A 20919-nucleotide genomic window follows, 5' to 3' on the forward strand; every position below is an offset into this window, starting at 1 on the left:
AGCTTTGATAATCTCCGTTCCTTAACTAAATTATACCTATTAGGGACAATATTTAATCAAGGTACTTTATGAAAAGAACACACACTGCCTTATTTGTTGCAGGCATGCTTGCCATACCTACAGCCACTGCCATCGAGATCTATAACGATCAAACCAATAGCGTTACTTTTGGTGGCTTTATCGATGCAAGGGTGATTAATACGCAAGGCGAAACTGAGGTAGTAAACGGTGCATCACGCATTAATTTTGATTTTAAGCGCCAATTAAAAAACGGCTGGCAAGCGTTTGCTTTGCTTGAATGGGGTGTAAACCCTGTTGGTAGCAGCGATATCGTTTACAGCAATCGCTTTGAGTCTATTCAAGATGAGTTTTTATATAACCGCTTAGGTTATGTTGGCCTTAAACATGACGATTACGGCCAAGTGACATTAGGTAAACAATGGGGCGCATGGTACGACGTTGTTTACAACACCAACTACAGCTTAGTGTGGGATGGTAACGCTGCAGGTGTTTATACCTACAATAAAGATGATGGTGCTGTGAATGGTACAGGCCGCGGCGATAAAGTACTGCAGTATCGAAATACCTGGGGTGATTTTCATTTAGCACTTCAAGCACAGCTAAAATCTGATGAATTTTATACCTGCGACATCGTTGATATTTCAAGAAGCTCTTGTGAAGTACTTTGGAACCAAGGAAACAATGCTGCACAAAAAGTAGAATTTAACTCGACTTATGGGGCCGCACTCACCTACTCGGTTAGCCCTAATTTAAAAGTTACTGCCGGTGTTAACCGTGGCCAGTTTGATATTGTGTATGCCGGTGGCAGAAATCAATCAGTAAACGATTTAATTTATGGTATGGGCATTACCTATGGTGATTTTTATAAACCGGGTTGGTATGCATCAGCGAATATAAATAAAAACGAAAACCACGATACCGACAACTTAGGCCGCTTAATAAAAGATGCTGTTGGTTTAGAGTCAATTTTAAGCTACCGCTTTGATAATGACATACGTACTTTTGTTGCTTACAACGTATTTGATGCAGGTAGTGACTATGTTATTCAGCCGAACTTTAATGCCGACCCTGAAGATGTGTTTAAACGCCAATTTGCTGTGATAGGTGCGCACTACTTTATGGCAGAAGACACCATTTTATATATCGAAGCGCGTAAAGATTTTAGCGACTTCTCGAGTAATGACGCTGAGCAAGAAGCACAGATGTCACAAACCGAAGATGACGGTATAGCTATCGGATTTAATTACACTTTGTAGTTACGATAAACACTAAGCCCACTATTGTGGGCTTTTTTCTAATCCAATTGCACACTTTCAAGATTGTTCGCAATATCAATCAACGTCTGCTATTACTTAACAATCATAAAACTAAAATACGTCAATATTTGAGGTTGTTGTGTCTAACAAGATAAAGCTAATTCTACTTTCATCAATATCTAGCGTTTCGTTCATGCTCTTTTACTGGCTAACAAATGTTAGAGAATCGGATACGGTATTTGGTGTTAGTTCAGATTTGTCAGGTGGTTTAGTAATGGGCTTTGCTATTGGTGTGATGCTAGTTACATTAAGCACATTTAAGTTAAACAAGTATTGAGTGTTTTTTGGAATCAAACGTTTAAACCCTTTTGACTCTTCGCTTCCAAATAATGTGATTGTGGCTAATTATTTCATGAGCTCCTTTTTAGATCCTACACACTTACCCTGCTTATTAAAAAGCTTAAATTTAAGGATATGCTGAGATTGAAATTAACCTCAAATTAGTATGATGTGTTCTTTTGTGGTTAATGGCTATTTCAATGAATAATCACGTTCTACTTTAGCAATACGCGTTGTAAACGCACTGTACCATTTGTCTTTGCCGAGCTGTTGGGCTTTTAAGTGTTCAACGTTTTGTTTCCAGGCTTTTATTGCATCTAAGCTTTGCCAATACGACACCGTAATACCCAAACCATCACGAACAGACTCCATACCTAAGTACTCAGGTTGTTGCTCTGCAAGTTCCACCATTCTATTGGCCAGATCTTCATAACCGGCGGTATCATCTGATAAGGTATTCGTAAAAATCACGGCGTAATATGGCGGTTTTGGTGTATTCGCTATCATGGCTGTTACTTCCCTCTACTTGGTTCAAAACCATCATAACATGGGATTTTTGTGTTAAACGTATCCCAATTTGCTTTAGAGCTTACAAAGTTATGACTGATCGGGCGCTCATTTATATCGCTATCTAATAAACCTAAGCGAATACGTAATCGGCTTGGGTCATCTCTATTTTCGCTATAAATAGGCGAGCCACAACAGCTACAAAAATAGCGAATTCTGCCGGGTTTAAATTCAAACGCACTTAGATGCTGCTTGCCTTCTGTGAGGTTAAAACCATCTCGTTGAATAAAGCCATTGGTTGCGTAGGCTGTGCCTGAGTTTTTACGACATAAGGAGCAATGACAATGAATAATTGAGTCTATGCCACCAGCAATAGTTACTTTTACTTTCCCGCACAAACAACTTCCTTGATACATAGTCCCTCTCAGGTTTAAAGATTAATAACCGCGATGCTTCCAAAATTCAGTGGCAGTGCCTTCGGCTTCCTTTAATAAGTTAAAGGATTTATCAGCAATTATATGGCCATTTAACTCAATAGTCATGCGCCAAATACCTACTTTATTATCAACAGGTGCCCATATCGTATCACCTAAATAAAACTGCCAATCGTTTGTTTTAACGTACTGTTCGCCCTCAAACGGTGGCATGATCTCGCCATCTTCATCCGGAATATCTGGGTGGTAAACGCAAAATTTAATTTTTTGTCCTTTGGCCTTTTTAATGTTAACTATAAAGCCAAATTCAATATCTAACTGTGCAGGAACGTCTGTTGTAAACTCGGTGATTTGAGGCAGGTCTTTTTCTTTTGCATCCCAATGACTGTAAATGCCGTAACTTTCAATACTGGTAATTGGTTTGGCTTTTGCCATAGCTGCAAGCGCTCCTTTTTTAAAATAAGGCGCTATTTTATAGTAGCAACCCTAGCAGAACAAGATTGTACTATTATAGTAATTAGCTAACGTATTTTACCCAGTGAGTGTCATGTTGTTGAAAGCCACATTTAGTTAAAAGTTTAATACTTGCGCTATTATTTGGGTTAACTAAAGCTAACACACTGTTTAGCGGAGCAGGTACAAAGGTCGTCAGTTTTTCAAATAGCATATCTAGTACCTTTTGCATTACTCCTTTGCCAAAGTACTGCGATGCCAATTCAAACCCCAACATGCCCTGCCCGTCAATTATGTTAAATATGCCTACGCTGCCAATAACCTGCCCACTACTTCGTAAAACAATAACTAAACGAATGCCTTGTTGATTATAAAAACGTTCTATGTCGCCTTGAATAAAGTCGTACACGTCACCTTTCGTTATATCAGCGCCGTAATCATTAAACGTTTGTACTTGCGGATCTTTTAAAATATCCCATATCGCTTGGCAATCTCTATGACGAATTGGGCGTAAGTCAAAGGCTAGGTCATCGTGGCTAGACACGTTAATTTCTTCTTTTTGCTTTATGAGCTGGCATTATTGTCTTACTATAAACGCAATTTCAAGCAATTAGATTAAGTTCGATGAGTGAAGAATTTAAAGTAATTCAACCTACCACCACAGTATACTGTAAAGAACGCGGTGAAGGCTGGACCTTAACAGGGATCACCAGTATCGATGAGCATACTTCTGTGATGTTTGATGGCGTAAGGTATACCTTACCGGCCCGTGAAATTGTTGAGGTATTATTGCCACAACAACTCGAGCGAGAGAAAAATCAATAATAAAAAAAGCCAGCATCAAGCTGGCTTTTTCTCGTTTTAAATTAACGTAATGCGTTAATACGCTCATCAAGTGGTGGGTGCGATGAGAATAACTCGGCAACACCTTTACCGCTTGCAATACCAAATGCCATCATTGAACCTTCTAGTTGTGATGGGTGGTTTTGTTTTAAACGCTCAAGGGCGCTACGCATTTTATCTGCACCTACTAGTTTTGCTGCACCCGCATCCGCAGAGAATTCGCGTTTACGGCTGTAGTAAGCAACAATCACACTTGCTAGAACACCAAATAACATTTGGAAAATCATATCGAACAAGAAGTATGTCCAGCTACTACCGCCCTCTTCCTCATCACTATTAAGGAAGTTATCAACAATACCTGCCAATACTTTCGCCATAAAGATAACAAAGGTATTCACTACACCTTGAATAAGAGTAAGCGTTACCATGTCACCATTTGCAATGTGAGATACCTCATGAGCCAATACCGCCTCAGCTTGATCTTGATTCATGTTGTGTAATAAACCTGTGCTCACAGCCACCAGCGAGTTGTTCTTACTTGGGCCGGTCGCAAATGCGTTCATTTCAGGGCTATCGTAAATAGCCACTTCTGGCATCGCGATACCTGCTTTTTTCGCTTGCGCAGCTACCGTTGAAACCAACCATTGTTCTGTTTCAGAACGAGGCTGTTCAATAACATGTGCACCGGTTGATTTTTTTGCCATCCATTTCGACATAAATAACGAAATAAACGATCCACCAAAACCAAATACGGTTGAAATAACTAAAATGCCGCCTAAACTGCGATGGCTAATACCCAGTACGCTCATCACAATAGACAACACAATACCTAACACTAGCATTACCGCTAAGTTTGTAAGTAGAAACAGAAATACACGCTTCATAAAAACCTCAGAATAAACATACCAATTGTATTAACTAACGACATGGTTAAAAATCGTTAGTTAATAAAATTATCTGGGTACTCTACCAACTCAGTTTAGGGCTTATGCAATTGGTTGCAAGGAACTAATTGCAACCAATTGTGACAGAGTATGTCAAAAGTAACAACTCAATTATTATGGGTTGATAGATAAAATTTCAAGTAAGGTTTTGTAAATTTTTAATTTAGGGGTGCCGTCTGTATACGGACTAATCGCTAAAAGCGGGAAAGGTAGTGCTGATTTTAAAGTTTCTAAATTGGCGTCTTGTTCACGCATGTTTGGGTCTACATGATTTGCTATCCAACCCACACAATTTACACCGAGCGCTTTAAAGTGAGCAGCTGTCAATAGTGCGTGATTAAGGCAACCAAGCTTCATGCCTACTACTAGCACAACATTAAGGTTTTGTGATTTAACCCAATCGCTGAGTAAATCGGTTTCGTTGATAGGTAAACACCAACCGCCTGCACCTTCTGTAAGAATATAATCGGTATTGAGTGCTTTTACATTTGCATAAGCAACATCAAGTTTAGCAAATGTCAGTCTGTCACCTACTAGGGCAGCTGCAATATGCGGTGCAATGGGTGGCTCATAGGTAAAGGGGTTAACTATGTTATATTTAACCCCAATTGATGAGCTTTCCATTAAGGTTAATGCATCATCATTGACTAGCTGTCCAAATGCTTCTTCTGCACCTGCTGCAATGGGTTTAAAACCCACCGCACGCTGTTTATGTTGCGCTAGTAAGTTTAATAATAAACTGGTGACATGGGTTTTTCCGGCATCGGTGTCTGTACCCGTGATAAAAAATTCTTTCATTTTTGAGTTAATTCTATTTTTCTAGTTCTAAAAGGACAACTTGATAGCTCACTCTAGCATGCCCATCAACCAGAGGGTATGCCCTACAAACACTATTAAGTGCCTGCCTCGTTAATAACCCTTGGCGTTTTTGCTTAGTTTGCAATGAGGTAGCACCAATCGCTTTTATCGACCGCAGCGCATCTAAAGGAGAGTTATAGGCATCTATATAACATCTATCAGCGGCAAAATTGAGTTTAAACCCCGCCAATTTTGCATACTCAATAATGTGACTAGCACAATGAAACTGATTAATATGGTTTTGCTCATCTAAACAAGCAAAAGCCTGTTTGATTTCTTTGAGCGATCCATCTACCACGCAGCTTAAATAAACCTTACCACCCGCTTTTAATGCGGAAAAAAGATTTTTAAGTAGTGCCTCTAAATCAGCAGACCATTGCATTGCAAAATTACTAAACACACAATTTAGCGAACTTTGCTGTAATGGTAGGTTGTCCATATCAGCACACACTTTTAAACAATGCGGGTTTTGTTCTGTGCTGAGCATGGAATGACTTAAGTCCATTGCCAATACAGTATCAAAGTGTGTTTTAAGCATTGCCGTGTTAACTAAAGGCCCAGCACCTAAATCAAGGCAAGTACCCTGCTGATGTTTACTGGCCATCATTTTGAATAAGTGCGCAGCCGCTTGTTTTTGAACATTAGCATGGCTCGCGTAATTTGCAGCCGCTTTAGAGAACTTAGTTTGTGTTGTTAGCTTATTACTGTGTTGAAAGCTTAAAGGCGCTTGCAGTTGAACACTCATAAACACTCCACTAGCGAATAAACCAGCTGTTTTATATCCTCAGCTTGATGCGCGCTACTTATGGTTACTCTAAGTCGTGCCGTATTAAATGGCACCGTGGGAGGTCGAATAGCAGTTAACCACACGCCTTTATTTTTAAGATTATCAGCAACAGCAAGAGTATGTTCTGCATCGCCCAGTACCAAAGGCTGAATAGCCGTTGTTGATTCCATTAATGCTAAGTTATGCTCTTTAGCTAGCGCTCTAAAGTAGGTAATATTCTCTGTCAGCTGAGAGCGTCTCTTATCTGCTTTTAGTAACTTTTCGAGTCGTTCAAGAGTACAACTTGCCATCAGTGGTGACATCGCCGTTGAATATATGTATTCACGATTAAACTGCAACATGTAATCAATCATTTGCTTTGATGCAAGCAAGCAAGCGCCACTACTTGCCAATGCCTTGCCAAAGGTGATAATCAGTAAATCAGGCTTGATTGCCTCACAGCTCCCTAAGCCTTGCTCGCCTGACACGCCAAAGCCATGTGCGTCGTCAATCATCAACCACGCATTGTATTGTTTAGCAAGTTTACAGAGTGCTTCAATGGGGGCTTGATCGCCATCCATCGAAAACACCCCTTCGCTTACTATGAGCTTATGCTTTGCTTTCGATTTTTGTAACCGAGACTCTAAGTGCTTAAGGTCGTTATGATTAAAGCGCACCATGGCAGCGGCAGAATGAAGTCCGCCATCAATTAAGCTGGCATGATTAAGCTTATCTTGAAAAATTGCCGATGATTGCGCCACGCTTTTATCTTGAAACAGCGCTTTTAATACGCTGCTATTAGCACTAAATCCGCTATTAAATAACATGGCGCTTTCATAGCCTAATAACTCGCATAAACGCTGCTCAAGCTGTTGTTGTGGTTTATTATAACCATTCACTAATGCTGAACTGTGGCTACCTAGTTGCTGCGCTTGTATTTCAATAAAATCATCAGCAAAGCCAAGGTAGTCATTACTGGCAAAATTTAAATACTGTTTACCTGCAACCTGAATAAAGCGCCCGCTTGATTGCTCAACAAGTTGACGCTTTCTCAGTAATGCATCTGCTTGTCGCTCAACAAGATGCTCGGCAATAAAATCAAAAGCCATTTAAATATTACGCTTCGTAAAATAGTTCTGATGTTGCTTTATCAGCAACTTTTGATGAAAGTGATGCAGCAACCGCTTCATCAGAATAATCTTCACGGGTTTCTGGGTTCATGCCTAATTTTTTAATCAGCATCATGTCTGCGTCTGCTTCAGGGTTTTCTGTAGTCAGTAGTTTATCACCGTAGAAAATTGAATTAGCACCAGCAAAGAAACACATAGATTGCATTTGTTCATTCATCGCCGTACGACCAGCTGATAAACGAACATAGCTTTTCGGCATCATTATACGTGCAACAGCAATGGTACGAATAAACTCAAAGTGGTCTAAGTCTTCGACATCTTCAAGTGGCGTGCCTTTAACCTTAACCAACATATTAATTGGCACACTCTCTGGCTGCTGCGGCAAATTAGCTAATTGCATTAATAAACCAAAACGGTCAGCTGCCTGCTCGCCCATACCAACAATACCGCCAGAACACACTTTCATGCCGGCATCACGCACGTTATCGATGGTGTTTAAACGGTCTTGGTAAGTACGTGTTGTAATGATCTGCTGGTAATACTCAGGTGATGTATCTAGGTTATGGTTGTAGTAATCAAGGCCCGCGTCTTTTAATGCATGGGCTTTTTCGTTATCTAGCATGCCAAGCGTCATACAGGTTTCAAGGCCTAGCTCTTTAACCTCTTTTACCATTTTTGAAATATAAGGCATGTCACGTTCTTTCGGATCAGACCACGCAGCACCCATACAAAAACGGGTTGCGCCTTTTTCTTTTGCAACACGTGCTTGCTCAACCACTTTTTCTACTTCCATTAAACGTTCACGGTCTAAGTCTGTTTTATAATGACCTGACTGAGGACAATATTTGCAATCTTCTGGGCAAGCACCGGTTTTAATCGATAACAAAGTAGAAATTTGTACTTCATTTGGGTTGAAGTTTTCACGATGCACACTGGCCGCTTTAAATAACAAATCATTGAACGGCATTTCGAATAATGCTTTTACTTCTTGGTGACTCCAATCGTGACGGACAACTGCGTGCTCCATAATAGTCTCTTTTTTTAAATTATTGGGACGGTTTGATTGGCTTAGTCTACGACTTGACGTAACATTGTCAACGAAACGAAGCGATATAAAGTTTACATATGACCAATAAACAACCAATAGATTTAGATTTTGATCGTGAGCATATTTGGCACCCTTATACTTCTATGACTCAGCCCCTTCCTGTGTACCCAGTCAGTCATGCCAATGCAAATCGTATTTTCTTAGAAACAGGCGAAAGCCTAATAGATGGTATGGCCTCTTGGTGGAGTGCGATTCATGGTTACTGCCATCCTGTTTTAAATGAGGCAATCACTACACAGGTTAGTAAAATGAGCCATGTCATGTTTGGTGGCTTAACTCATGAGCCTGCTGTTGAGTTGTGTAAAAAGCTAGTCAGTATCACACCTAAGTCACTCGATAAGGTGTTCTTAGCCGACAGTGGCTCTGTGAGTGTTGAAGTTGCAATAAAAATGGCCTTGCAGTACTGGCTTAGCCAAGGTTACACCAGCAAACAAAAATTAATGACGCCGCTTAAGGGCTACCATGGCGATACTTTTGCAGCCATGAGCGTTTGCGATCCAGTTAATTCAATGCACAGCATGTACTCAGGGTTTTTACCTGAACATGTTTTTGTACCTGCGCCGAGTGCTAAATTTAATGGTGAGTTTAGCCCAACTGAGGCTGATACGCTTGAAAGCTACTTTGCAGCTCACCACCAAGATGTTGCTGCATTTATCATTGAACCCATTGTACAAAATGCTGGGGGCATGAATTTTTACCACCCTGATTACTTAAAACACCTGCGCATTCTTTGTGATAAATATGATGTTTTACTTATTTGTGACGAAATCGCTACAGGCTTTGGTCGCACCGGCACCTTGTTTGCTGTTGAACACGCCAACATTGAGCCGGATATTTTATGTATTGGCAAAGCATTAACGGGCGGCATGATGACCCTATCAGCGACATTAACCACTAGCAAAGTCGCTGTTGGCATTAGTGAGGGTGAAGCCGGCGTATTAATGCATGGCCCAACTTTTATGGGTAACCCGCTTGCCTGTGCCACAGCCTGCGCGAGTATTGATTTACTGTTAGAGCAACCTTGGCAAGAGCAAATTGAACATATAAATGATGTGCTAACAACCCAGCTTGCTAAATGTAAGCCGCTTAATGCAGTCGTTGATGTACGCACATTAGGTGCAATTGGAGTTGTTGAGCTTAATCGAAGTGTAGATGTAGCAAAAATTCAACGCTTTTTTATCGAGCAAGGTGTGTGGATCCGCCCGTTTGGTAAATTAATTTATTTGATGCCGCCTTACATAAGCGACGAACAAAGCTTAACTAAGTTATGCAATACTATTTATGCAGCCATTGAACAACAGGCGTATTAAAAAAGGAAGCTAATGCTTCCTTTTCCTTTAAACTTTACCATTCAAACATATAAGCCATTTTACTGATCATTCGAAGCGGTACTTTATGTTCACAGCGCTTGGCGTAAAGATGCTGCAATGATTTATCTTTAATTTCACCAACGATCACTTCTTTTACTTGATAACCCAGTGCAGTGGCCGCTTGTGCGTAGGCGATAAATTCCCACTTTTTAATATTAGTGTTATCAACAATTACTAACGGGATTTCTTCTGCTAGGGCATTAATAAAGCGGGCAAGGTTTAGATTGTGATACTCAGATAACTTGTACTTATCAAATTGATACACACCTTCGCTATTGTAAAAATAATCATCTGTTGCGCACACGACATAATCACTTTCATTACCAGCTACCAACTCATCAGCAAGGCTTTGTGCGTAATATGATTTACCTGAGCCTGGTAAGCCGCGAAGAATAAAAACTTGTTTCATAGCACCTGTTATACAATTTAATTAAAGACTAAAGGACAGTTATCCTATTGAGAATTGTTAATAATGCCACAAAATAACCAATTAGCGCAGCGAGAATTTAAATAAACGCAAATTTTACGCAAAATATTGCTGCTATTTTACTCAATTGAAGAAAAACTACTAAAGAGTACGCCTCAATAGTTTTTTTATTTGATTTACGAGGGTAAGATAGTCGATTCAAGTGCAATGCACAGCATTATTATATTAGGCAACTTATATCATTGGAGTGAAGATGAGCCATTTAGCGATTTCAGAGCTATTAAAAGGCAAGGTTGCGGTAGACAGCCAAGTAACAGTAAAAGGCTGGATCCGTACACGCCGCGATTCAAAAGCAGGAATTTCATTTTTAGCCGTTCATGACGGTTCGTGTTTTGATCCTATTCAAGCGGTAGTACCTAATTCACTCAATAATTATGATGAAGTAACACGTTTAACTGCAGGTTGTTCTGTATCTGTAACAGGTGTTCTTGTGCCTTCTGCAGGTCAAGGTCAGTCTTTCGAAATTCAAGCTAACTCTGTAGAAGTATTAGGTTGGGTTGAGAATCCAGACACCTACCCTATGTCTGCGAAACGTCACAGCATTGAATATTTACGTGAGCACGCACACCTTCGCCCTCGTACTAACATCATGGGCGCGGTAACCCGTGTACGTAACTGTTTAGCACAAGCGATTCACCGTTTTTATCATGAGCAAGGTTACTACTGGATCAGCACACCGATCATCACTGCAAGTGACTGTGAAGGCGCCGGTGAAATGTTCCGTGTGTCTACTTTAGATATGCAAAACTTACCACGCACAGATAAAGGCGACATCGATTACAGTGAAGATTTTTTCGGTAAAGAAGCATTCTTAACAGTATCTGGTCAATTAAATGGTGAGACATATGCCTCAGCAATGTCAAAAATCTATACCTTTGGCCCGACTTTCCGTGCTGAAAACTCAAATACATCTCGTCACTTAGCAGAGTTTTGGATGGTTGAACCTGAAGTTGCATTCGCGGATTTAGAAGATATCGCAAAACTTGCTGAAGACATGCTTAAATACGTTTTCAATGCAGTATTAACTGAGCGTCGTGATGATATGGAATTCTTTGCACAACGTGTTGAGAAAACAGCTATCTCTCGTTTAGAAGAGTTCGTAACTAAAGATTTCGCACAAGTTGATTACACAGATGCTATCGAAATCTTAAAAGCGTGTGGTAAGAAGTTCGAATACCCTGTTGAATGGGGTGTAGATTTACAGTCTGAGCACGAGCGTTACCTTGCTGAAGAGCACTTTAATGCGCCAGTAGTTATTAAAAACTACCCGCGTGATATTAAAGCCTTCTACATGCGTCAAAACGAAGACGGCAAAACAGTCGCTGCAATGGACGTAGTTGCACCAGGTATTGGTGAAATCATCGGTGGTTCTCAACGTGAAGAGCGTCTAGATGTACTAGATAAGCGTCTAGAAGAAATGGGCTTAAACAAAGAAGATTACAGCTGGTACCGCGACCTACGTAAATACGGCACTGTACCGCACTCAGGTTTTGGTCTAGGTTTTGAGCGTTTAGTTGCATATGTAACAGGTATGGGTAACGTACGTGACGTTATCGCCTTCCCTCGTACAAAAGGCAGCGCGACTTACTAATAAGAAACGCTACATAGTCTAAAAGCCGCTTTCGAGCGGCTTTTTTGTGTGTAAATCATTAAATGTTTTAAAAAATTACAGTATAAAGAATTAGCAAAGCCAGACATATTGCCTATATTGATAAGAAGCTAACTATTAAGGAGTTTGCGTCTACTATGCTATTTCGCTCTATGAAAGCCCTTTTGCTATCTACAACCCTTATCTCTGCACATAGTGCGTATGCAATTGAAGCAAATATTAATTCGAAGCCTATTTTTATTGCAGGCTCAACCACTGTCACTGAACTATTAATCGATATGAAAGCCGACTTAAGCCAAGAGTTTGGCAATAGCATACAAATCAGGCCAATGGGCAGTGATAAAGGCATTAAAGCCATTGCAGAAAATGTTATAGATATCGGCACCAGCTCTCGTTATTTAACAAAAGAAGAACAACAACGTTGGCCTTTTTTAAGGCAAATTATTATAGCCCAAGATGCAATCGCATTTTTTGTAAATAAAAACTTAAACATTACTGAAGTTACCACTAAAAAGCTGAGCGATATCTACCAAGGAAAACTAAAGGCGTGGTCTGAAGTTTCACCTTATACACCTGAGCTCAGTGCCAAAAATGACGAGATCCTACTTTTTAGTAAAGGCACTAGTCACGGTAGTTTTGATGTCTTTTTAGAGTATTTAAATTTAGATTATATTCAAGAACCAGGCAGTAACTTCATACGCTTAAAAATGGCGGGTAATAGAGGTTTATTTTCTAAACAAAAAGTAGAACTTTACGATCAGTTCAATCAAGCATTGGGTATAGTGCAGCGTATTCCAAATGCCATTGCTTACGATTCATATGGCGCTATTAGTAAATTAGAAAATGACAGACGTATTAACAGAGTAACTTTGCTTGAGATTGACGGTGTAAGCCCTTCCGTTGAATCAATTCAAAGTGGCGAATATGCCTTTGTTAGGCCGCTAGTGCTAATTGTAAACACACAATCATCCCGCTCAAAAAAGATTGGCGACAAACTTGCTGTGATTGTTAAATCAAACAAGATTCAACAGAAAATGCTTGAGTTTGGTTACCTTCCAGTAAAATAGTAATCTGAAGATATAAACGAAAAAAAGCTGCGCACCTAAAAGGTGAACAGCTTTTAACAACCAGAATCGTTATGAATTACAGAGCGCTTTCAAGCTCTGGTAACACATCAAATAAATCAGCAACTAAACCATAGTCAGCGACTTGGAAAATTGGTGCATCAGGGTCTTTATTGATGGCAACAATCACTTTTGAGTCTTTCATACCTGCTAAATGTTGAATCGCACCACTGATACCCACAGCAATATATAAATCTGGCGCAACAATTTTACCGGTTTGACCTACTTGCATATCGTTTGGTACAAAGCCCGCATCAACAGCAGCACGTGAAGCACCAATGGCTGCGCCTAGTTTATCGGCAATACCATTTAATAACGCAAAGTTTTCACCATTTTGCATACCACGACCACCTGAAATAACCACAGGTGCGGCTGTTAGCTCTGGACGCTCAGATTCAGTTTGTTCTTCTGATACAAACTCACTCAGACCAACAGAACCTTTACCAGTAACACTCGTTACAGCTACTGGCGCTTGCTCTTGTGCAATATCAAAGCTACTTGCACGAACAGTAATAACCTTTTTGCTATCTAGTGATTTAACTGTCGCAATTGCATTACCTGCATAAATAGGACGCTTAAAGGTATCTGCATCAATAACGTCGATGATTTCAGAGATTTGTGCAACATCTAAAAGTGCAGCAACACGTGGCATAAAGTTTTTACCCGTTGTTGTTGCGCTTGCGACAATGTGTGAATAGTTATCAGCTAAAGATAAAACTAGATCAGCTAGGTTTTCTGCAAGTTGATTAGCATAAGCTGCATCATCGGCAATCAGTACATTGCTAACACCTGCAATTGACGCTGCTTGCTCGCTCATTGCAGCTAAATTTTCGCCGGCAAGTAGTAAATCTACATCAAAGCCTAGTTTAACAGCAGCAGTAATCGTTTTATTGGTTTCAGGCTTTAGAACACCTTTATCGTGTTCGGCTATCACTAATGTTTTCATTTAGATCACCTTCGCTTCTGTTTTTAACTTTTCTACTAATGTCGCAACATCTTCAACGACAATACCGCCACTGCGTTTTTCTGGCTCGTTTACTTCTACCAGCTGTACGCGAGGCGCAAGGTCTACACCTAGGCTGTCAGCAGCAATTACATCTAGAGGTTTACGCTTTGCTTTCATAATGTTTGGTAATGAAGCATAGCGCGGTTCATTTAAACGTAAGTCTGTGGTTACGATAGCAGGTAGTTTAAGAGCGACTGTTTGTAAGCCACCGTCTACTTCACGCGTTACATTAACAGTACCTGCTTGAACATCGACTTTAGATGCAAAGGTACCTTGGCCACGACCCGTTAAAGCAGCAAGCATTTGACCGGTTTGATTGTTGTCAGAGTCAATCGATTGCTTACCTAAAATAACCAGCTCAGGTGATTCTTGCTCTACAATCTTGCTAAGTAATTTAGCAACATGTAAAGATTCAAGCTTTTCTTCTGTTTCAATATGAATGGCTTTATCAGCACCGAGTGCTAAGGCCGTACGTAATTGCTCTTGAGATGATTTATTACCAATAGTTACAGCAACAACCTCAGTGGCAGTTCCTGCTTCTTTTAAACGAATAGCTTCTTCAATTGCAATTTCACAAAATGGGTTCATCGCCATTTTTACATTAGCTAGATCAACATCCGTTTTATCGGCTTTAACGCGTGCTTTGACGTTGTAGTCAATTACTCTTTTAATTGGAACGAGGACTTTCATCGTGACTCCATCAATTGTGTGTTCTCAAAGTTGACCTAAACGTCAACTTATTTATTTTATGAATTCAGACTACTTCCTGTTGACGTAAACGTCAACCTAAAATAACCTTAATGTATTCACAGCCTGTAACGTTTCATTTGCAAGTATGAAATAAGGTTCTTTATAGCAGGTCCGTCACCGAGAAGAGGTTTATATGGTCGAACGCGAAACCATGGAATTTGATGTAGTCATCGTAGGCGCAGGCCCAGCAGGTTTATCAACTGCGATTAGATTGGCTCAACAAGCACAAGAAAAACAACAAGAATTAATGATCTGTGTGGTAGAAAAAGGCTCTGAGGTGGGCGCACACATTTTATCGGGTGCGGTTTTTGAAACTAAAGCGCTAGATGAATTATTACCTGATTGGCAGTCATTAGGCGCTCCAGTTACCACTAAAGTAACGCAAGATGATATTTACTGGTTCAATAACAGTGAAAAAGCCACCAGCATCCCCCACTTTGCTAGCCCTAAAACATTCCATAACGAAGGCAATTACATTGTCTCTATGGGTAATGTATGTCGCTTTTTAGCAGAGCAAGCGGAAAACTTAGGGGTAGAAATATTCCCTGGCTTTAGTGCTCACTCTTTGATTATTGAAGACGAAACAGTGAAAGGCATTATCACTGGCGATATGGGCCTTGATAAAGACGGCAACGAAAAAGATGGTTATATGCCGGGTATGGAGCTTAGAGCTAAATACACAGTATTTGCAGAAGGTTGCCGCGGTCATTTAGGTAAAGAGCTAATCAAACACTTTGCCCTTGATAAAGATGCATCACCACAGCATTACGGTTTAGGTTTCAAAGAAATTTGGCAAATCGACCCGAGTAAACACAAAGAAGGCACAGTAGTTCATGGCACAGGCTGGCCGTTAACCGGTGATACCAGTGGTGGTGCATTTATGTATCATAGCGATAACAACCAAGTTGTGGTGGGCTTAATTGTTGACCTTAACTACTCAAACCCACATCTAAGCCCGTTTGATGAATTTCAGCGCATGAAACATCACCCTGTCTTTAAAGGTGTTTTAGAAGGCGGAGAACGTATAGCCTATGGCGCAAGAGCCATTGCCAAAGGTGGCCTGCGCTCTTTACCGAAAATGCACTTCCCGGGGGGGTTACTTGTAGGTTGTGATGCGGGCACATTGAACTTTGCCAAGATCAAAGGTAACCACACAGCCATGAAATCAGGCATGGTTGCCGCTGATGTGATTGTTGCAGCCCTTAGCAACGGTAAAGAAAATGCCGATTTAACTGAATATAAATCAGCCTTTGAACAAAGCTGGGCGTACAAAGAGCTTTATCAATCGCGTAACTTTGGCCCTGTTATGCATAAACTTGGTAAGTTCTTAGGTGGTGCTTATAACACCCTCGATCAAAACCTATTTGGTGGCAACTTACCATTTAACTTTGAAGACAACATGCCAGATCATGCCACATTAGTTGCAGCTGACCAGGCCGAAAAAATCGATTACCCGAAAGCAGACGGCAAGCTTAGTTTCGATAAACTTTCATCGGTGTTTTTATCAAATACCAATCATGAAGAGTCACAGCCATGCCATTTAAAGCTAAATGATAACTCGATTCCAATTAAGTTGAATTTACCGCAATTTGATGAGCCAGCACAACGCTACTGCCCTGCGGGAGTTTACGAAGTACAAGAAGTTGAAGGTGAAAAAGAGTTTGTGATCAACTCACAAAACTGTGTGCACTGTAAAACCTGCGACATAAAAGACCCAAGTCAAAACATTACTTGGGTAACACCTGAGGGAGCTGGCGGGCCAAACTATCCTAATATGTAACGCACGTTACTCATTTAATTAAAATTTATCCTAAATTGCAGGGGCTTCGGCCCCTTTTTTAGGCTATGCTGAAAATGTCGTGTTTTATAAAAGTGAGTAAAGTATGCCGTCTTCAAGTGTAACCTTTCGTTTTTTAGCTGAACCTACTGATGTCAATTTTGGCGGTAAAGTTCATGGTGGTGTGGTAATGAAGTGGATTGACCAAGCTGGTTACGCCTGTGCTGCAGGTTGGAGCGGTCATTACTGCGTAACTGTCTCAGTTGCGGGTGTAAAGTTTCAGCGCCCTATTTTGGTTGGCCAAATAGTCGAAGTGAAAGCTAGTATCGCACACACAGGTAAAACCAGTATGCAAATCTTTATTCAAGTACGCTGCGGCGACCCTAAAACCCAAAACCTAGTTGAAACCAATCATTGTGTTATAAGTTTTATTGCTATGGATGAAGCAGGCTACCCAATCGAAGTACCTTCATATACAGCCGTAACAGACGAAGAAAAGAAAATCGAAAACTATGCGATAAAAATGAAAGAGATTGCGATAGAAACAGAAACCCTTTTACAAAAAGCCTAAAAGCTTAAAAGCTTAAAGGAACAAAAAATTATAAACCGTACCTAGTAACTTCTACAGAGCACCCTGAAATTGTTACGACTGCCAAACTGAATGCCTGATTACAGTTTCAACAAACTGCACAAAAAACCACTTAAAAAAGCCTAAAAACAATACTTTAGGCTTTGTTTTAAGCTTGGCATTGCCGTTGCAATACTCCTTGTGAATGACGCGAAACATTCGTTTATTTATTTTATAAAGGAGCTATTAAATGATTAAAGCAATTTCACTTTCTGCACTTTCTTTAGCACTACTAGGTTTTAATAATGCTGCACATGCAGATATTACCGAAATGGATTCTCCGCGTATTTATACCGGTATCGGCTACGGCCAATATTCTTTTGAGTTTGAAGACAGTGAAAATGACACTGACTTTGATGACGATTCACAAATGCTGAAAGGTTATATTGGTACTCAGTTTAACAAGTACTTGAGCCTTGAACTTGCCTATCAAAATTTTGATGAAGTAAGCGATATCGATTCTAAAGCCGAAATTGACGGTGTTTCATTAGCAGCACGCTTAGCAGCCCCAATTACAGATAGCTTTTCTGTTTATGCCAAAGGTGGTTGGCTAGAGTGGGATGCTGAAATTGAGCAAGACCTAGGCGAGCTTGGCAGTATCAGTGCTGATACAGACGGTGGTGATGTATTTTATGGTGCAGGTGTAGAATATGCTTTCACAACAAACATGCAAGTACGTTTAGAGTATGAGCGCTATAAATTAGAAGATGATATTGACCCAGATATGGATGTAGCGTCTGTATCATTCCAATACATGTTTTAATTTAGACTACATAGTCTAAATATTAAAAGGCAGTCTCGACTGCCTTTTTTTACGTTTGCATGTAAAATGTCGGCAGATTTTCTTAACAACAATGCACAATGAGCGAATACCAATTAACTGCCGTCGGCCATATTCAATCTCCTTATAAACAAAAGTTTGCCATACCTCGCCAACCTCGTTTGGTTCCTGAGGCTAAAGCAAAGCTGGTATTCAGCAGCGATTTTAATCGTGAAGAGTTTGTACGCGGCCTCGATGAATTTAGCCATATTTGGTTACTATTCAGATTTCATGAAACCGCAGATAAAGGCTATTCAGCAATGGTGAGACCCCCTCGCCTAGGCGGTAATGAACGTAAAGGTGTATTTGCAACACGTGCAACCTTTCGCCCAAATGCTATAGGCATGAGTGCTGTAAAACTTGAAGGCATTGAATATAAAAATGGTCAATTAAGCTTATTGCTTTCAGGTATCGATTTACTCGATGGCACACCTATTTTAGACATTAAACCTTATTTGCCCTACTCAGACGCAATGACCGATGCCACCGCAGGCTTTGCCGATACCCGACCAGAAACCGATATGAGCGTTGAGTTTAGTGAAGAAGCCCTGGCGTTTATCGAAAAACAGACCGAACAACCTGAATTAAAAGCGTTTATAAGCAATGTATTAAAGCAAGATCCTCGCCCAGCTTATAAAAAGCAACGTGACTCAGAACAAAGCTACGGCATGACCTTATATGATTTTAATATTAGGTGGCATGTTCAGGACAATCATAATACAGTGACCAGCATTGAAAAATGCTAGTTTTTAGCATATAGCGCTTTAGTGTCAGTGCTTCCACTGGTAAACTTAGCGCCTTGTTATTACTCAAACGTCTTGAGTAAACGATAATAATTTTAACACTACTTGGAATAGAGATGCGTACCAGTCAATATATACTCGCAACACTTAAAGAAACTCCGTCTGATGCAGAAATTGTTTCTCATCAATTAATGCTACGAGCAGGCATGATCCGCCGCGTTGCGTCGGGTTTGTATACATGGTTGCCCTCTGGTCTACGCGTACTTAAAAAAGTAGAAAACATCGTACGTGAAGAAATGGATAAAGCAGGCGCTATCGAAATGTTAATGCCTATAATCCAACCAGCTGATCTTTGGGAAGAGTCTGGTCGTTGGGAGCAATTTGGTCCTGAATTACTTCGTATTAATGACCGTCACAACCGCCCATTTGCACTTGGCCCTACACACGAAGAAGTGATCACTGATTTTGTACGTAAAGAAGTAAACTCTTATAAGCAATTACCGCTTACTCTTTACCAAGTACAAACAAAAGTACGTGACGAAGTTCGCCCTCGTTTTGGTGTAATGCGTGCTCGTGAATTTACGATGAAAGATGCTTACTCTTTTCACTTAAGTGATGAGTGTTTAGAGAAAACTTACCAAGTTATGCACAAAGCTTACTGCAACATCTTCGAGCGCCTTGGTCTTGATTACCGCCCTGTTATCGCTGATACCGGTTCTATCGGTGGTAGCGTGTCACATGAATTCCATGTGCTTGCAGAATCAGGCGAAGATGCAATCGCATTTAGTGATGCAAGTGATTATGCTGCAAATATCGAAAAAGCAGAAGCACTGGCACCGACTGAAGACCGCCCAGTTGCAAGCAAAGAACTAAAAGTGTTCCCAACGCCTGATGCAAAATCAATTGCTGAGCTTAAAAAGCACTATGGTGTTAAACCTCATCGCGGTGTAAAAACATTAATCGTGTATGGCGCACCAGATGAAAACGAACAACGTGGTTTAGTTGCCCTTGTATTACGTGGTGACCATGATCTAAACGAGTTAAAAGCTGAGAAACACCCGCTTGTTGACTCACCGCTTGAAATGGCAAAAGAAGAAGACATCGTTGCTGCTATTGGCGCAAAACCAGGTTCATTAGGCCCAGTCGGCCTATCAATGCCAATAATTGTTGACCGCACAGCTAACGTAATGGCTGATTTTGTAGCTGGTGCTAATAAAGATGGTGAACATTTCAGCGGTATCAACTGGGATCGCGATGTAGAAAACTACGAAGTGGCTGATATCCGTAATATCGTGGAAGGCGATCCAAGCCCGTGTGGCCAAGGTTCACTGCAAATTAAACGTGGTGTTGAAGTTGGCCATATTTTCCAACTTGGCACTAAGTACTCAGAAGCAATGAAAGCAGGCGTATTAAGTGAATCAGGTAAAAACCAAGTAATGACAATGGGTTGTTACGGCATAGGTGTATCACGTATCGTAGCTGCCGCTATTGAGCAAAACAACGACCAATACGGTATTAAATGGCCGCAACCTATCGCACCATTTGATTTAGCAATTGTACCTATGAACATGCATAAGTCTCATCGTATTCCTGATATTGCAGATAACCTTTACAAAGGTTTAAAAGATGCAGGTTTAGATGTGTTGTTTGATGACCGTAAAGAGCGCCCTGGCGTTATGTTTAACGACATGGAGTTATTAGGTGTGCCTTTCACGCTGGTTATTGGTGAGCGTAACCTTGATGAAAATAAGGTGGAGCTTAAAAACCGTCGTACTGGTGAAAAGCTAATGCTTGATTTAGACAGTGCCGCTTCCGAAATTGCCGCACTTGTTAAAGGCTAATTAAGTCAGCTCAACAAAATATAAAAAACCGCTTCGGCGGTTTTTTTGTATTTCTTAATTGTCATAGATGTTTCGCTAAAGCGTCTTTTAACTGTCATTGATTCT

At 40.5% G+C, this 20919-nt stretch carries 22 protein-coding genes; 10 read left to right on the forward strand and 12 right to left on the reverse strand.

Annotated elements, in window-relative coordinates; genetic code table 11:
• Positions 1 to 68 precede the first annotated feature (68 nt).
• A complete protein-coding gene (locus tag AADY36_RS08580) occupies positions 69 to 1277 on the forward strand; it encodes a porin (protein WP_055197061.1) in 1209 nt (402 codons plus the stop codon).
• 531 nt (positions 1278 to 1808) lie between these two features.
• Here AADY36_RS08580 and AADY36_RS08585 read toward each other — a convergent pair.
• The 4 genes from AADY36_RS08585 to AADY36_RS08600 form a co-directional block, all read right to left on the reverse strand.
• Positions 1809 to 2123, reverse strand: coding sequence for an antibiotic biosynthesis monooxygenase family protein (locus tag AADY36_RS08585; RefSeq protein WP_342408859.1), 315 nt, complete (start codon positions 2121 to 2123; stop codon positions 1809 to 1811).
• 5 nt (positions 2124 to 2128) lie between these two features.
• Complete coding sequence (locus AADY36_RS08590) at positions 2129 to 2539, reverse strand: GFA family protein (protein WP_055197057.1); 411 nt, start codon at positions 2537 to 2539, stop codon at positions 2129 to 2131.
• A gap of 21 nt (positions 2540 to 2560) precedes the next feature.
• Positions 2561 to 2992, reverse strand: a complete 432-nt coding sequence (locus tag AADY36_RS08595; RefSeq protein WP_054553896.1) for a DUF3859 domain-containing protein — start codon at positions 2990 to 2992, stop codon at positions 2561 to 2563.
• An 82-nt stretch (positions 2993 to 3074) separates the two neighbouring features.
• Entirely contained in the window at positions 3075 to 3554 is a 480-nt protein-coding gene (locus AADY36_RS08600; RefSeq protein ID WP_055197055.1) for a GNAT family N-acetyltransferase, read from the reverse strand.
• An 80-nt stretch (positions 3555 to 3634) separates the two neighbouring features.
• Here AADY36_RS08600 and AADY36_RS08605 point away from each other — a divergent pair, with 80 nt between their 5' ends.
• Positions 3635 to 3835 carry a hypothetical protein gene (locus AADY36_RS08605; protein WP_054553898.1) on the forward strand — a complete coding sequence of 67 codons (201 nt, stop codon included), beginning with the start codon at positions 3635 to 3637 and terminating at the stop codon, positions 3833 to 3835.
• Positions 3836 to 3876: 41 nt separating this feature from the next.
• On the opposite strand, the gene htpX is transcribed toward AADY36_RS08605, so the two are convergent.
• From htpX to bioB, 5 genes are all read right to left on the reverse strand, one after another.
• On the reverse strand, positions 3877 to 4737 hold the full coding sequence (gene htpX, locus AADY36_RS08610) for a protease HtpX (RefSeq protein WP_054561446.1): 861 nt from the start codon (positions 4735 to 4737) through the stop codon (positions 3877 to 3879).
• A gap of 174 nt (positions 4738 to 4911) precedes the next feature.
• Positions 4912 to 5595 carry a dethiobiotin synthase gene (gene bioD, locus AADY36_RS08615; protein ID WP_239963845.1) on the reverse strand — a complete coding sequence of 228 codons (684 nt, stop codon included), beginning with the start codon at positions 5593 to 5595 and terminating at the stop codon, positions 4912 to 4914.
• Positions 5596 to 5608: 13 nt separating this feature from the next.
• Entirely contained in the window at positions 5609 to 6400 is a 792-nt protein-coding gene (locus tag AADY36_RS08620) for a methyltransferase domain-containing protein (RefSeq protein ID WP_055197052.1), read from the reverse strand.
• Positions 6397 to 7530 (reverse strand): aminotransferase class I/II-fold pyridoxal phosphate-dependent enzyme, encoded by a 1134-nt coding sequence (locus tag AADY36_RS08625; RefSeq protein WP_342408861.1) that lies wholly within the window; start codon positions 7528 to 7530, stop codon positions 6397 to 6399. The genes AADY36_RS08620 and AADY36_RS08625 overlap by 4 nt, the downstream gene beginning before the upstream one ends.
• A gap of 7 nt (positions 7531 to 7537) precedes the next feature.
• Complete coding sequence (gene bioB, locus AADY36_RS08630; RefSeq protein WP_055197048.1) at positions 7538 to 8578, reverse strand: biotin synthase BioB; 1041 nt, start codon at positions 8576 to 8578, stop codon at positions 7538 to 7540.
• Between the two features lie 98 nt (positions 8579 to 8676).
• Between bioB and bioA the strand changes: the two genes are divergently transcribed.
• Positions 8677 to 9969, forward strand: a complete 1293-nt coding sequence (bioA, locus tag AADY36_RS08635; RefSeq protein ID WP_342408862.1) for an adenosylmethionine--8-amino-7-oxononanoate transaminase — start codon at positions 8677 to 8679, stop codon at positions 9967 to 9969.
• 34 nt (positions 9970 to 10003) lie between these two features.
• On the opposite strand, the gene AADY36_RS08640 is transcribed toward bioA, so the two are convergent.
• Positions 10004 to 10438: an ATP-binding protein gene (locus AADY36_RS08640; RefSeq protein WP_054561441.1), complete on the reverse strand. Its 435-nt coding sequence runs from the start codon at positions 10436 to 10438 to the stop codon at positions 10004 to 10006.
• A gap of 271 nt (positions 10439 to 10709) precedes the next feature.
• Here AADY36_RS08640 and asnS point away from each other — a divergent pair, with 271 nt between their 5' ends.
• Entirely contained in the window at positions 10710 to 12107 is a 1398-nt protein-coding gene (asnS, locus tag AADY36_RS08645) for an asparagine--tRNA ligase (RefSeq protein ID WP_054553906.1), read from the forward strand.
• A gap of 155 nt (positions 12108 to 12262) precedes the next feature.
• On the forward strand, positions 12263 to 13192 hold the full coding sequence (locus AADY36_RS08650; RefSeq protein ID WP_342408863.1) for a substrate-binding domain-containing protein: 930 nt from the start codon (positions 12263 to 12265) through the stop codon (positions 13190 to 13192).
• Positions 13193 to 13268: 76 nt separating this feature from the next.
• On the opposite strand, the gene AADY36_RS08655 is transcribed toward AADY36_RS08650, so the two are convergent.
• Positions 13269 to 14195 (reverse strand): electron transfer flavoprotein subunit alpha/FixB family protein, encoded by a 927-nt coding sequence (locus AADY36_RS08655; RefSeq protein WP_055021813.1) that lies wholly within the window; start codon positions 14193 to 14195, stop codon positions 13269 to 13271.
• Entirely contained in the window at positions 14196 to 14945 is a 750-nt protein-coding gene (locus tag AADY36_RS08660) for an electron transfer flavoprotein subunit beta/FixA family protein (protein WP_054561438.1), read from the reverse strand.
• 193 nt (positions 14946 to 15138) lie between these two features.
• Between AADY36_RS08660 and AADY36_RS08665 the strand changes: the two genes are divergently transcribed.
• From AADY36_RS08665 to AADY36_RS08685, 5 genes are all read left to right on the forward strand, one after another.
• The gene (locus AADY36_RS08665; protein WP_342408864.1) at positions 15139 to 16785 is read left to right on the forward strand and encodes an electron transfer flavoprotein-ubiquinone oxidoreductase; all 1647 of its coding nucleotides are present in this window, start codon (positions 15139 to 15141) and stop codon (positions 16783 to 16785) included.
• A gap of 103 nt (positions 16786 to 16888) precedes the next feature.
• Positions 16889 to 17353, forward strand: a complete 465-nt coding sequence (locus tag AADY36_RS08670; protein WP_054561436.1) for an acyl-CoA thioesterase — start codon at positions 16889 to 16891, stop codon at positions 17351 to 17353.
• A 247-nt stretch (positions 17354 to 17600) separates the two neighbouring features.
• Positions 17601 to 18173 (forward strand): outer membrane beta-barrel protein, encoded by a 573-nt coding sequence (locus AADY36_RS08675; protein ID WP_054561435.1) that lies wholly within the window; start codon positions 17601 to 17603, stop codon positions 18171 to 18173.
• A gap of 98 nt (positions 18174 to 18271) precedes the next feature.
• Positions 18272 to 18976 (forward strand): tRNA (N6-threonylcarbamoyladenosine(37)-N6)-methyltransferase TrmO, encoded by a 705-nt coding sequence (tsaA, locus tag AADY36_RS08680; RefSeq protein WP_054561434.1) that lies wholly within the window; start codon positions 18272 to 18274, stop codon positions 18974 to 18976.
• A gap of 113 nt (positions 18977 to 19089) precedes the next feature.
• Positions 19090 to 20814: a proline--tRNA ligase gene (locus tag AADY36_RS08685; RefSeq protein WP_342408865.1), complete on the forward strand. Its 1725-nt coding sequence runs from the start codon at positions 19090 to 19092 to the stop codon at positions 20812 to 20814.
• Positions 20815 to 20919: the final 105 nt, after the last annotated feature.

The organism is Pseudoalteromonas sp. D15MCD-2 (assembly GCF_038562745.1).
Lineage (GTDB): Bacteria > Pseudomonadota > Gammaproteobacteria > Enterobacterales > Alteromonadaceae > Pseudoalteromonas.